Below are 12,157 nucleotides of genomic sequence, written 5' to 3'. Positions count from 1 at the left end.
GTTAGCAGGACATTCACATAACGCAATCTGGCTCAGTAACGGTAGTGCTCGGGCTTGTAGGGCCCGTCGACCTTCACCCCGATATAGGCGGCCTGATCGGGCCGCAGCTCCGTGAGCTTCACGCCGATCCGGCCAAGGTGCAGCCGGGCGACCTTCTCATCCAGATGCTTGGGCAGGATATACACGCCGGGCTTGTAGGCCTCGCCATTCTGCCAAAGCTCCATCTGCGCCAGAACCTGGTTGGTGAAGGAGGCCGACATCACGAAGCTCGGATGCCCGGTCGCATTGCCGAGGTTCAGCAGACGCCCTTCCGACAGTAGGATGATCCGCGCGCCCGAAGGCATCTCGATCATGTCCACCTGCTCCTTGATGTTCGTCCACTTGTGATTGCGGAGCGCGGCCACCTGGATTTCATTGTCGAAGTGACCGATATTGCCGACGATGGCCATATCCTTCATCGCGCGCATATGCTCGATGCGGATGATGTCCTTGTTGCCGGTCGTGGTGATGAAGATATCGGCGGTCGCGACCTCATCCTCCAGCAGCGTCACCTCATAGCCGTCCATCGCCGCCTGAAGCGCGCAGATCGGATCGACCTCCGTCACCTTCACGCGGGCGCCTGCGCCGCGGAGCGAGGCGGCAGACCCCTTGCCCACGTCGCCATAGCCGCAGACCACGGCCACCTTGCCGGCCATCATCGTATCGGTCGCGCGGCGGATGCCATCGACCAGCGATTCCTTGCAGCCATACTTATTGTCGAATTTCGACTTGGTAACGCTGTCGTTGACGTTGATCGCCGGGAAGGGCAGCAGGCCCTGCTTGTGCAGGTCGTAAAGGCGGTGAACGCCCGTCGTCGTCTCCTCCGACACGCCCTGGAGCAGGTCGCGTTGACGGGTGAACCAGCCGGGGCTCTCCTCTGCCCGTTTGCGGATCTGGGCGAAGAGCGCCTCCTCCTCCTCCGAGGACGGATTGGCGATCAGCGCGGTCTCCCCCGCCTCGACCCGTGCACCGAGCAGGATGTAGAGCGTGGCATCCCCGCCGTCATCGAGGATCAGGTTCGCGCCTTCCGGGAACTGGAAGATCCGGTCGGTATAGGTCCAGTAGTCCTTCAGCGACTCGCCCTTGATCGCAAAGACCGGCACACCCGATTCGGCAATCGCCGCCGCCGCATGATCCTGCGTGGAGAAGATGTTGCACGATGCCCAGCGCACCTCCGCGCCCAGCGCGGTCAGGGTTTCGATCAGGACGGCGGTCTGAATGGTCATGTGCAAGGAGCCGGCGATCCGCGCGCCCTTGAGCGGTTGGGAGGCACCGTATTCCTCGCGGAGCGCCATCAGACCCGGCATCTCCGTTTCCGCGATATCCATTTCCTTGCGGCCGAAATCCGCGAGCGTGATATCCTTGACGATATAATCCTTCATGACAGCTCCTGCGTCGCGTTTGCCCGTCGATAGCACCCATGGGCAGGAACGGCAATGAAACCCCTCCCCCGTGGTCTTGCCCTTGCGCTCCGGCACCTGCGCTCTATCCCTTGCCAACCGGTCGGGCCGGGCCTACCGCTACCCGCGATCAAGGAGCGCAGAATGAAGAAGCCGCCCCGCGCATGGCAGAGGATGTTGTCCGGTCGCCGCCTCGACGTGCTGGATCCGACGCCGATGGACATAGAGATCGCCGATATCGCCCACGGGCTGGCCTTCGTCGCCCGCTGGAACGGCCAGACGCGGGGGGAGTTCCCCTATTCGGTCGCCGAACACTCGCTTCTGGTGGAGGCGATCTTTGCCGAAAGCGAACTTGGCCAATCCTCGCGCTGGCGGCTGGCCGCTCTGCTGCATGACGCACCCGAATACGTGATCGGCGACATGATCTCTCCGGTGAAGGCGGCGATCGGGTCTGATTATGGCAAGCTGGATGAAAGGCTGACCGCTGCCATTCACCTGCGCTTCGGACTGCCCGCCGTTCTCCCGGCGGCTGTCAAGAAAGCGATAAAGCTGGCGGACAGTGCGTCTGCATGGCTGGAAGCGACACAGATCGCGGGCTTCACCGTGGCGGAAGCAAACAAGTATTTCGGCCGAACGCAGTCGCAATTCGCCGGTCATGAAATAATCCCACGCGCGCCCGTCATGGCCCGGGAGGCATTTCTTGCCCGACATTCCGCCCTGCTGGCGGAAATGGACCAAGGCTGAGGCGCGCGTGCCACCCAAAGCAGGTAGCACGCCGCGAAAAGACGTTCAGATCGCGAGATCTTCGAGCTTTCGGCCCGCTTCCAAAGCCGCTTTCACCCAATTGGGCTGACGTCCACGACCGGTCCAAGTCTGGTCGGGATCGTGCGGATTGGCATATTTCGGCGCCGCTGGTCCACGTTTCCGCGCACTGAGCGTTTCGGTAAGATCGGCGATGTCGAAACCGTGGCGTTTCGCAACCTCTTCCAGTTCCTGCAGAGCGTCGCGCTTCTTGCGTTCTTCGAAAGTGGCAATCGCCCTATCGATTTTATGACGCATATCCTTGAGTTCTTTCAGGGATAGCGTCTCGAGATCCATTTCCATTATCCGGCTCCGGGGAAAAACAATGTCGCTTAGGATAATCCGCCGTTGAAGAATATCCAACGGCGGGGGAAATAAATTTTGCGGCCGGTTTTGCGACCGGCAAAAAAGGGCGTCCCGTCTTTGAAATGCGGGGAGTGTTATTTGGGGCTGCGCTTGGCCAGAATGCGCTGCAATGTGCGGCGATGCATGTTGAGCCTGCGGGCTGTGTCACTGACGTTGCGATCGCACAGCTCATAGACCCGCTGGATATGCTCCCAGCGCACCCGGTCGGCGGACATGGGGTTTTCCGGCGGTGCGGGCAGATCGCCCCCGCGGGCCAGCAGCGCGGAGGTGATGTCGTTGGCATCTGCGGGTTTGGAGAGATAATCCGTGGCGCCCGCCTTGACCGCAGCGACCGCGGTGGCGATTGCGCCATAGCCCGTCAGCACGACGATGCGGCTGTCCGCCCGCTGTTCGCGCAGGGTCTCCACCACTTCCAGACCGTTGCCATCCTCCAGCCGCAGGTCGATCACCGCATAGGCGGGCGCCTGTTCAAGCGCGATGGTGCGACCTTCCGCGACAGTCCCGGCCAGAACCGGCTCAAATCCCCGCTTCTCCATGGCGCGGGCAAGCCGCTTCAGAAACGGCTCATCATCATCGACCAGCAGGAGCGAACGGTCAGGGCCGAGGTCGTCTGTATCTTCGGTCATCTCTCATCCCACGAAATTCGCGGCACTCTAGGCGCGCCGCCGGACCGGGTCAAATCCCGCTCTCGGCAGCCCTCCATATGGTGATCACATGTGATCTATGAAACAGGCTGCCGTTTCCGCGACCTGTTCCGGCGTCTGGTCACGGCGGATGAGATCGACGAACCCGTAGCCCGGCAGCATCAGATAAGTGAAGGTGGAGTGATCGACGAGATAGCTCTCATCCCCCGCGGCATGTTCGGGGACATGGGAATAGACCTTGTAGGCCTGCGTGGCTGCGTGGATCTGCTCCTGCGTGCCGGTCAGGCCGATGGCGCGGGGATGCATGGCGCTCGACCATTCGCCCACCACCTCCGGCGTGTCGCGCTCGGGATCGACAGTGATGAAGATGGGCGTGACGTCCTTGCCCTTCTCCTCCAGCAGATCGACAGCCTCGGCATTGCGCACCATGTCGAAGGGGCAGACATCGGGGCAGAAGGTATAGCCGAAATAAACGAGCGACGGTTTTGTCAGCACCGTCTTTTCGGTCACCGTCTCCCCCTGGCCATCGACGAGGCTGAACGGCCCGCCGATCTGCCCGGCGCCCCCCGCAATATTGGTGGAGCGGCAGGAGGCAAAGGGATCCTCCTCCCCCCGGCCACTGACGACAAGGAAGGCCAGCCCTCCGAGAAGAGCGATGATGAAGCCTGCGGCTAGCGCGGCATAGGTGCGTATCATCCCGATGGACCCCGTTCCGGTGCGCGGCTGCATTGATCGCCGATCGCGGGCCGATTAACAATCACCCCCCGCCCCCATGCGACATCAGGCCCCGGCATGACCCTTACCGACCTTTTTCCCGATCCGCCGGAAAGCGCGGCGGAACGCCCGCTCCGCCTGCGCACGCTGGTGCTGCTCAGGTGGATGGCGGTGACGGGGCAGTTCATCGCGCTGATGGTGGCGGAGCGGTATTTCGGCCTCCTCCTTCCCACGGGCTGGGCGATTGCCGCGATCCTGGCCATGGTGGCTGTCAACGTCGTCACCATGCTGGGCTTCCCGAAGAACCGCCGCCTGACGGACCGGGAGGCGATGCTCACCCTGCTGGTCGATACGTCGCAATACGGGCTGCTGCTTTACCTGACGGGGGGGATCCACAACCCGTTCGCGCTGCTGATCCTTGCGCCGGTGACGATCTCCGCCACCTCTCTCCGCCTGTCCTCGACCATCGTGCTCGCGGTTGTGGCGATCGCGCTGGTGACGCTGGTGGAGTTCCGCAGCATTCCCATGCGTTTTGCCGATGGCAGCCCGGTGGTGCTGCCGCCGATCTATCGCTTCGGCAACTGGCTCGCCATTCTGATCGGCATCCTGTTCATCGGGCTATACACCCACCGCGTGGCCTCCGAGGCGCGGGCGATGTCGCGGGCGTTGCTGGCCACGCAGATGGCGCTGGCGCGGGAACAGAAGCTCACCGATCTGGGCGGTGTGGTGGCGGCGGCGGCGCATGAGCTCGGCACGCCGCTCGCCACGATCAAGCTCGTCTCTTCCGAACTGCTGGAGGAGGTGGGCGACGATCCCGATCTGATGGCCGATGTCACGCTGATCCGCGATCAGGCGGACCGCTGCCGTGATATCCTGCGGTCCATGGGGCGCGCGGGCAAGGACGACATGCACCTGCGGAACGCCCCCGTGGAGGCTGTCCTGCGCGAAGCGGCGGAACCGCATGCGGGCCGGGGCAAGGCCGTGCGCTTCGTGATGGAGAGCGGCGACGGCTCCCCCCAGCCGATGATCCGTCGCCGGCCGGAACTGATCCACGGGTTGCGCAACCTCGTGCAGAACGCGGTGGATTTTTCCCGCACCGGCGTCGTGATCACCGCCATCTGGTCGCGGGACAGTCTGCGCATCACCATCGTTGACGACGGTCCCGGCTATCCTCCCCACCTGCTGGGCCGCATCGGCGAGCCCTTCCTGCGCCGCCGCCGCGACGAGCCGGACCCGGAACGGCCCGGCTATGAGGGAATGGGTCTCGGCCTGTTCATCGCCAAAACGCTGCTGGAGCGGACAGGCGGCACCCTGCGCTTCACCAACGCGCCCGAAGGCGGCGCGGTGATCGCCGCCCGCTGGCCGCTGGCGGCGCTCGCGGCGGAAGCGGGTCCGCTGGGCGACAATCCGATGTTCGAGGCCTGAAAGCCACGCCCGCCCGGCTCATTGCGGGTTCATCCGTTTATTAACTCCATCTTAACCCTTTTGCAGCCTGATGACCCAAAACCCTGCGTCCGGGCAGGGAACGGAAGGACAGGGGCATGGACATCGCCTTCTTCCTAACCGTGGCGACTGTCACGGTGATGGCAACCGGCGCGGCCACCGCCGTGGCGGTATTCCTTGGCGGTCACCCGCGGGGGGCAAAGGGGCCTGCGCCCGGGCCACTTGCGGACGGTCCAAATGCGGAGGGGATCACCTTTCTCTTCGACGACGAACGGCTCATCGACAGCTCACCCGAAGGCTTGCTCCTGCTTGCGCCGCTCCGCGGGCGAACGGACTGGACACGACTCGGCAGCTATCTGGAACCGCGGCTGCCCGGCGTGATGGCGCGGCTCGGCGCGCTGCCTCCGGGGGGGGAGGTGCGGGATTCGGGGGGCGGCGTTACACTGGAGGCCCGGCGGGAGAACGCCCACCTGCGGCTCACCCTCCGGGGAGCAACAGCCGCCGCCCTGTCCCGAACCGCTGCGGAGGAGGAGCTGGACCTGCTCCGCCGCACGGTGGAGACAGCGCCCTGGCCAGTCTGGCGGACGGATCCGGCGGGAGAGGTCACCTGGGCCAACGCCGCCTATCTTGCACTCACGGGAAGCAACCCGGACGATATCATGTGGCCGCTGCCGCGCCTCTTCCTGCCGGGTCCGCGCGAGACCACACCCGGAAGCCTGCCGGGAAGCCAGCGGATTCAGGGCGTGGACGGCGAGGCGTGGTTCGATTGCGTGTTCACTGCCGAGGAGGGCGGCGACACCGTCGGCTATGCGATTCCCGCCGACGGCATGATGCGGATGGAGCGGCGGCTTCGCGGCTCGCAGCAGGCGATGTCGGATGCGTTCATGGGGCTCGCGATCGGGCTGGCGGTATTCGACCGGGGCCGCAAGCTCCAGATGTTCAATCCCGCGCTCGCGGACCTTACCCGGCTGGGGACGGATTTCCTTGCCGCGCGACCGTCGCTCTTCGCTTTCCTCGAACGCCTGCGGGAACAGCGGATGCTGCCGGAGCGGCGGGATTATGCAAGCTGGCGCCAGCAGATGACCGAGGTGGAGAAGGCTGCCGAAGCGGGTGGTTATGAGGAGACGTGGAGCCTTCCGGGTGGCCAGACCTATCGTGTGACCGGCCAGCCGCATCCCGAGGGCGCGATAACCTTCCTGCTGGAGGACATCACCGGAGAGATCACCCTGTCCCGCCGCTTCCGCGCCGAGATCGAGCTGTCGCAGGAGGTCATCGATGCCATTCCAGACGGCATCGCGGTGTTTTCCGCGGCGGGAATGCTGCTCGTTTCCAATCAGGCCTATGCAAGTCTCTGGGGGATCGAGGGGGGTGAGGATCTCACGCCGGTGGATATAGACCAGGCGATCGCCCTGTGGGATGCCACCCTGCCCGGAGCGACGCTCTGGCGGAAGCTGCGCCAGCAGGTCGGCACTCTCGATCGGCGGGAGGAGTGGACGGCGGCCGTCCGGCGCGACGATGCAACCTTTCTCCACTGCCGCGCGACGCCCTTGTCCGATGGTGCAACTCTCGTCGCCTTTCGGATCCGTCCGGCGGGGGAAAGGATGCTCGCGGCCGAGTGACTTGCAATGGGCCCAGGCTGCGTGAGGACGCGATTATGGCATCAGCACTTCGGGACAATGTCCTCATACAGCCGCTGGTGCGGAAAGATTTTGCTCGCAGCTGCATGAGGCAATGCCCGAGGGAAATAGTTCTCGGCGGATTTGCGGATGCTGGTTCCAGCGATATGCAGGGGAATTCTGCCCTCCCTGGGGATCAGTGACCCCATCTCCACCTCTGATGGCCTGAAATTTCCTTCAGGACGGAATTCCCATTCCACCGAACAGGCTGCTGAAAAAGTTCAGAAGTGTCGTCTCTATGCTCTGGAAATCGGGAAATCAGCCCAGAAGAAACCCGAAACGCGTAGATTTCCGACTGAATTTCACCCGATTGCGAATGAACTCCGCTCCAACGCGGCGCTGAAAGTCTTTTTCAGCGACCTGCTAATTGTTGTAATGATTTGCCTTGAAACTGCCTTGGCCGCCTGAGGTCCGGCGGATCGGGAAGGACGCGTCCAGCACGACTGCGTTCGACGCTCCCCTTCAAGACCGCTTGCAGAACGGGACGGGAACGTTACAAGTCGGGCATGTCTGGAGCACCCCTTTCCCGCACAGTTGACCTTGCCGGCCCGGAGGCGACGGACGCCCTTGCGCGCTTGATGGAGCCGCTGTTGCGACCGGGAGACGTCCTGCTGCTCGATGGATCGGTCGGGGCGGGAAAATCCCATTTCGCGCGCGCGCTCATCCGGGCGCGGCACGGGGCGGAGACGGAGGTTCCCTCACCGACCTTCACCCTCGTCCAGACCTATGGCGCGGAGGGTGACGAGATCTGGCACAGCGACCTCTATCGCCTGTCCCAGCCCGATGAGATCGTCGAGCTGGGTCTGGAGGATGCGTTCACCACCGCGATAACGCTTGTGGAATGGCCCGACAGGCTCGGCTCCCTCACGCCGGAGGGGGCGCTGACACTGGCCTTCCGCCCCACGCGGGAAGGGGAAAGCCGATCCGTCACCCTCACCGGAAATGCAGGCTGGGCCGCGCGGCTGCAACCCCTGCTCGAGACCTTGCCATGACCACGCCGCCAGGAATGCCCCGGCAGGCCCCCTCGGCTGGGCCGCCTCCGCGTGAAAGCGGTCCGGGCGACGCCCGCCTGCCCGAGGACTGCCTTACCGAGGCCCATCTGCCCGATGTCCGGCCACCCGATGTCCGCCTGCCTGAAGACCGCCTGCCTGAAGCCCATCTGCCTGAAGTCCGCCTGTCCAAAGACCGCCTGTCCGAAGTCCGGTCACCGGAAGTCAGGCCGCCCGAAGTCAGGCCACCCGAAGGCCTCCCACCCACAACGTTCCCGCCCACAACCCCAGCACACAAAGTACCGATGACCGAAACACCCCGGACCCACCTTGCAGATGCCTTTCTCACCCGGGCGGGGCTGACGGGCGCGGTGCGTGCGCCGCTGGCGGGCGATGCCTCCAACCGCCGTTATGAGCGGGTGCGCGCTGCGGGCGAGACACTGGTGCTCATGGATGCCCCGGCGGAGCGGGGGGAGGATGTGCGCCCCTTCGTCGCCATCGCGCGGCATCTGTCGTCGCTCGGCCTGTCTGCGCCCCGGATCCTGGCCGAGGATGCGGCACAGGGCTTCCTGCTGCTGGAGGATCTGGGCGACGACCTTTACGCCAGCCTGCTGCGGGAGGATGCGGGGGAGGAGCGCCTGCTCTATGCCGCCGCTGTCGATGCTCTGGTAGAGCTGCACCGCCACCCCGCGCCCGACGGCGTGGGGCGGTATGCCCCGCCGCTCCTCGGCGATCTCGCGGCGCTGGCGGTGGACTGGTATCTTCCCGGCACCGGTGCGGAGCCTGTGGATCGCGCCCCGCTGGCCGAGGCGGTGAACGAAGCCGCATTGCGCCATGCCGGTGGACCGGAAGTGCTGGTGCTGCGGGATTACCATGCCGAGAACCTGCTCTGGTTGCCCGAGCGGGAGGGCGCGGCCCGTGTCGGCCTGCTCGATTTTCAGGACGCGCGGCGCGGCCATGCCGCCTATGATCTGGTCTCGCTGCTGGAGGACGCGCGGCGTGACACGACCGAAACGCTCCGGCAGGAGATGATCGCGCGCTACATCGCGGAAACCGGTGCTGAAGATGCGGCCTTCCGCGCCGCTTATGCCACTTTGGGCGCGCAGCGGAACCTGCGGATTCTGGGGGTTTTCGCACGGCTCTGTCTCCGGGACGGCAAGCCGCGCTACCTCGCCTTCGTGCCGCGCGTCTGGGATCACCTGATGCGCGACCTCTCCCACCCGGCGCTGGCCGATCTCTCCCGTCTCGTGCGGGAGACGCTGCCAGAACCCACGCCGGAGCGCCTTGAAAGGATCAAAGCCCAATGCGGAACGCGCGCCTGCCCCTGATGTTGTTCGCCGCGGGCCGCGGCACGCGCATGGGCGCGCTGACGCAGGACCGCCCGAAACCGCTGGTGGAGGTGGCGGGCCTGCCACTGATCGACCATGCACTCGGGCTGGCGGAAGCCGCCGGAGCCGCGCCGATCGTGGTCAACACCCATTACCTCGCCCCGATGATCGAGGCCCATCTGGGTGAGCGGGTGTGCTATTCGCCGGAGCCGACGCTTCTGGAGACGGGCGGAGGTCTCCGCGCCGCCCTGCCGCTGCTGGGCAAGGGGCCGCTCTACACGCTGAACAGCGACGCTGTCTGGACCGGGCCGAACCCGCTCGCCACGCTTGCCGCGGCCTGGGAGCCGGAGCGGATGGACGGGCTTCTCCTCCTCGTGCCCCGGAGCCGCGCGGTGGGGCATGGGCCGAAAGGCGATTTCGACCTTGCGGACGGCCTAGTCGCGCGGGGGCAGGAGTACATCTACACCGGCGCCCAGATCATCCGCCCCGAGGGTCTGGCCGGGATCGCGGCGGAGGTGTTCTCCCTGAACCTGCTCTGGGATGAGATGATCGCCGCGGGCCGCCTTTACGGCGTGGTCCATCCCGGCCGCTGGTGCGACGTGGGCCGGCCCGAAGGCATCGCGCTGGGGGAGGCGATGCTCACCGATGGCTGACCTTTTCCCGCCGAGCGGCGATCCCCGCGTCTATGCCCTGCCCGCGGGCGTCGATTTCCCGCGGCAACTGGTGGAAGGTCTGCGGGCCCGGCTGGCCCCCCTGCCGCCGGAGGCCGTGGTGCGGGTAGAGCTTTTCGTCAACACCCGGCGGATGCAGCGGCGGGTGAAGGCCCTGTTCGCAACGGGCGGGGCGACACTCCTGCCCCGCATCCGGCTCGTCACCGACCTGGAGCGGGATCTGGCGATGGCGGATCTGCCGCCGCCGGTACCGCCGCTCCGGCGCAGGCTGGAACTGGCCCAGCTTGTGCAGCGTCTGCTGGACGTGCAGCCGCATCTCGCGCCCCGCGCCTCGGTCTATGATCTGGCCGACAGCCTTGCCGCGCTGCTTTCCGAGATGCAGGGGGAGGATGTGCCGCTGGAACGGCTGGAGGCGCTGGACCTTGTCGATCACGCCCAGCACTGGGAGCGGAGCCTCGCCTTCATCCGCATCGCCGCGCGGTTCCTGTCCCCCGGCCCCGGCGAGGCCCCGGATGCGGAGGCCCGGCGGCGCATGGTGGTGGAGCGGCTGGAAGGCCAGTGGCTGGAAACGCCCCCGGCCCATCCGATCATCGTTGCAGGCTCCACCGGCTCACGCGGCACGACGGCCCGGCTGATGCGCGCGGTGGCACGTCTGCCGCAGGGCGCGGTGGTGCTGCCGGGCTATGACTTCGACCTGCCGGAGCCGGTCTGGGAATCGCTCGACGACGGGCTGACGGCGCAGGACCATCCGCAGGCGCGGTTCCGCAGCTTCCTGCGGAGCCTCGATCTGCCGATGTCGGCGGTGCAGCACTGGGACGGCACGCCCCCCCCCTGCCCGGAGCGGAACCGGCTCGTCTCGCTCGCCCTGCGCCCCGCGCCGGTGACGGATCAGTGGATGGAGGAGGGGCCGGCCCTTGCCGGCCTCGACCGCGCGGTGGAGGGGATGACGCTGATCGAGGCTCCCTCGCCACGGGCGGAGGCGCTTTCCATCGCGCTCCTCCTGCGGGACGCGGCGGAGCGGAACGAGACCGCCGCCCTCATCACGCCGGACCGTGGTCTCACCCGGCAGGTGACGGCAGCGCTGGACCGCTGGGGCATCCTGCCGGACGACAGCGCGGGGCGTCCGCTTGCCCTCTCGCCGCCCGGCCGCTTCCTGCGGCATGTCGCGGCGCTGTTTTCGCAAAAGCTCACCGCTGATGCGCTGCTGACGCTGCTGAAACATCCGCTGACCCATACGGGCGCGGGGCGCGGGCCGCATCTGCGCTGGACGCGGGAGTTCGAGCTGCGGCTCCGCCGTCACGGCCCGGTGTTTCCCGCGCCGGAGGACATCCGCGCCTTCGCCGCCCGCAAAAGCCGCGGCGGAGAGGTCGAGGAAGGCCGCGCCGGTTGGGGGGACTGGCTGGCCGGGGCCCTGACGCTGGCGGCAGAGCCAGGGCATGACCTTCCGCTCGCGGAGCACGTCGCGCGTCACCGCCGGCTTGCGGAACTGCTGGCCGCCGGGCCGGTGCCGGGGAGCGGCATCCTCTGGGAGGACACGGCGGGGGACAAAGCGCTCGCCGCCATGGAGGAACTCGCGTTCGAAGCCCCTCACGGCGGCCGGATGAGCGCCGCCGACTACCGCGACATGGTCTCCGCCATCCTCGCGCGGGGGGAGGTTCGCGAAGCCGCGGAGGTCGATTCGCGCATCATGATCTGGGGGACGCTGGAGGCCCGCGTACATGGCGCGGAGCTTGTCATCCTGGGCGGGCTGAACGAGGGGAGCTGGCCGCAGATGCCGCAGCCCGATCCGTGGCTCAACCGGCAGATGCGCCACAGGACCGGGCTCCTGCTCCCCGAACGGCAGATCGGCCTCTCTGCCCACGACTTCGAACAGGCGGTGACGACGCCCCGCGTCGTCTTGAGCCGCGCCATCCGCTCGGACGAGGCGGAGACGGTGCCCGCGCGCTGGATGAACCGGCTGGTGAGCCTGATGGGCGGGCTGAAGGACAACGGCGGGCCGGAGGCCCTGGCCGGGATGCGGCGGCGCGGGGCCTACTGGCTCGGGCTGGCGGAGGCGCTGGAGACGCCCGCGCGCCGGGCGCCGCCC

Annotated in this window: 12 protein-coding genes; 8 read left to right on the top strand and 4 right to left on the bottom strand. The window is 66.6% G+C overall.

What is annotated here, in order from left to right:
- Positions 1 to 32 precede the first annotated feature (32 nt).
- A complete protein-coding gene (gene ahcY / locus CDV49_RS00150; RefSeq protein ID WP_088213568.1) occupies positions 33 to 1,421 on the bottom strand; it encodes an adenosylhomocysteinase in 1,389 nt (462 codons plus the stop codon).
- 162 nt (positions 1,422 to 1,583) lie between these two features.
- On the opposite strand from ahcY, the gene CDV49_RS00145 reads away from it, so the two are divergent.
- Positions 1,584 to 2,183: a YfbR-like 5'-deoxynucleotidase gene (locus CDV49_RS00145; RefSeq protein ID WP_088213567.1), complete on the top strand. Its 600-nt coding sequence runs from the start codon at positions 1,584 to 1,586 to the stop codon at positions 2,181 to 2,183.
- A 45-nt stretch (positions 2,184 to 2,228) separates the two neighbouring features.
- Here the strand turns inward: CDV49_RS00145 and CDV49_RS00140 are convergent, their stop codons facing one another.
- The 3 genes from CDV49_RS00140 to CDV49_RS00130 all read right to left on the bottom strand — a co-directional run bounded on the left by CDV49_RS00140 (position 2,229) and on the right by CDV49_RS00130 (position 3,946).
- Complete coding sequence (locus tag CDV49_RS00140; RefSeq protein ID WP_373447773.1) at positions 2,229 to 2,537, bottom strand: H-NS histone family protein; 309 nt, start codon at positions 2,535 to 2,537, stop codon at positions 2,229 to 2,231.
- A 143-nt stretch (positions 2,538 to 2,680) separates the two neighbouring features.
- A complete protein-coding gene (locus CDV49_RS00135) occupies positions 2,681 to 3,232 on the bottom strand; it encodes an ActR/PrrA/RegA family redox response regulator transcription factor (RefSeq protein WP_035741931.1) in 552 nt (183 codons plus the stop codon).
- Positions 3,233 to 3,316: 84 nt separating this feature from the next.
- Positions 3,317 to 3,946 (bottom strand): SCO family protein, encoded by a 630-nt coding sequence (locus tag CDV49_RS00130; protein ID WP_088213675.1) that lies wholly within the window; start codon positions 3,944 to 3,946, stop codon positions 3,317 to 3,319.
- 96 nt (positions 3,947 to 4,042) lie between these two features.
- On the opposite strand from CDV49_RS00130, the gene regB reads away from it, so the two are divergent.
- The 7 genes from regB to addB form a co-directional block, all read left to right on the top strand.
- Entirely contained in the window at positions 4,043 to 5,389 is a 1,347-nt protein-coding gene (gene regB, locus CDV49_RS00125; RefSeq protein ID WP_088213565.1) for a sensor histidine kinase RegB, read from the top strand.
- Positions 5,390 to 5,505: 116 nt separating this feature from the next.
- Positions 5,506 to 7,026 (top strand): PAS domain-containing protein, encoded by a 1,521-nt coding sequence (locus CDV49_RS00120; RefSeq protein WP_088213564.1) that lies wholly within the window; start codon positions 5,506 to 5,508, stop codon positions 7,024 to 7,026.
- 147 nt (positions 7,027 to 7,173) lie between these two features.
- A complete protein-coding gene (locus CDV49_RS20020) occupies positions 7,174 to 7,491 on the top strand; it encodes a hypothetical protein (RefSeq protein ID WP_143413088.1) in 318 nt (105 codons plus the stop codon).
- 98 nt (positions 7,492 to 7,589) lie between these two features.
- Positions 7,590 to 8,075, top strand: a complete 486-nt coding sequence (tsaE, locus tag CDV49_RS00115) for a tRNA (adenosine(37)-N6)-threonylcarbamoyltransferase complex ATPase subunit type 1 TsaE (protein WP_088213563.1) — start codon at positions 7,590 to 7,592, stop codon at positions 8,073 to 8,075.
- A gap of 302 nt (positions 8,076 to 8,377) precedes the next feature.
- On the top strand, positions 8,378 to 9,400 hold the full coding sequence (locus CDV49_RS00110; RefSeq protein ID WP_088213562.1) for an aminoglycoside phosphotransferase family protein: 1,023 nt from the start codon (positions 8,378 to 8,380) through the stop codon (positions 9,398 to 9,400).
- Positions 9,376 to 10,053 carry a nucleotidyltransferase family protein gene (locus CDV49_RS00105; protein WP_088213561.1) on the top strand — a complete coding sequence of 226 codons (678 nt, stop codon included), beginning with the start codon at positions 9,376 to 9,378 and terminating at the stop codon, positions 10,051 to 10,053. Before CDV49_RS00110 ends, CDV49_RS00105 begins: the two co-directional genes overlap by 25 nt.
- Positions 10,046 to 12,157, top strand: a 2,112-nt coding sequence (gene addB, locus CDV49_RS00100; RefSeq protein WP_143413087.1) for a double-strand break repair protein AddB, incomplete at its 3' end; no start/stop codon positions are given. The genes CDV49_RS00105 and addB, both read left to right, overlap by 8 nt.

This window comes from Haematobacter genomosp. 1, assembly GCF_002196855.1.
Taxonomy (GTDB): domain Bacteria; phylum Pseudomonadota; class Alphaproteobacteria; order Rhodobacterales; family Rhodobacteraceae; genus Haematobacter.
This window is presented reverse-complemented; position numbering and strand designations above follow the sequence as displayed.

Bases quoted from the DNA above. Each gene is read 5' to 3' on its own strand.
- ahcY (WP_088213568.1), bottom strand. From the start codon at position 1,421: ATGAAGGATTATATCGTCAAGGATATCACGCTCGCGGATTTCGGCCGC.
- CDV49_RS00145 (WP_088213567.1), top strand. From the start codon at position 1,584: ATGAAGAAGCCGCCCCGCGCATGGCAGAGGATGTTGTCCGGTCGCCGC.
- CDV49_RS00140 (WP_373447773.1), bottom strand. From the start codon at position 2,537: ATGGATCTCGAGACGCTATCCCTGAAAGAACTCAAGGATATGCGTCAT.
- CDV49_RS00135 (WP_035741931.1), bottom strand. From the start codon at position 3,232: ATGACCGAAGATACAGACGACCTCGGCCCTGACCGTTCGCTCCTGCTG.
- CDV49_RS00130 (WP_088213675.1), bottom strand. From the start codon at position 3,946: ATGATACGCACCTATGCCGCGCTAGCCGCAGGCTTCATCATCGCTCTT.
- regB (WP_088213565.1), top strand. From the start codon at position 4,043: ATGACCCTTACCGACCTTTTTCCCGATCCGCCGGAAAGCGCGGCGGAA.
- CDV49_RS00120 (WP_088213564.1), top strand. From the start codon at position 5,506: ATGGACATCGCCTTCTTCCTAACCGTGGCGACTGTCACGGTGATGGCA.
- CDV49_RS20020 (WP_143413088.1), top strand. From the start codon at position 7,174: ATGCTGGTTCCAGCGATATGCAGGGGAATTCTGCCCTCCCTGGGGATC.
- tsaE (WP_088213563.1), top strand. From the start codon at position 7,590: ATGTCTGGAGCACCCCTTTCCCGCACAGTTGACCTTGCCGGCCCGGAG.
- CDV49_RS00110 (WP_088213562.1), top strand. From the start codon at position 8,378: ATGACCGAAACACCCCGGACCCACCTTGCAGATGCCTTTCTCACCCGG.
- CDV49_RS00105 (WP_088213561.1), top strand. From the start codon at position 9,376: ATGCGGAACGCGCGCCTGCCCCTGATGTTGTTCGCCGCGGGCCGCGGC.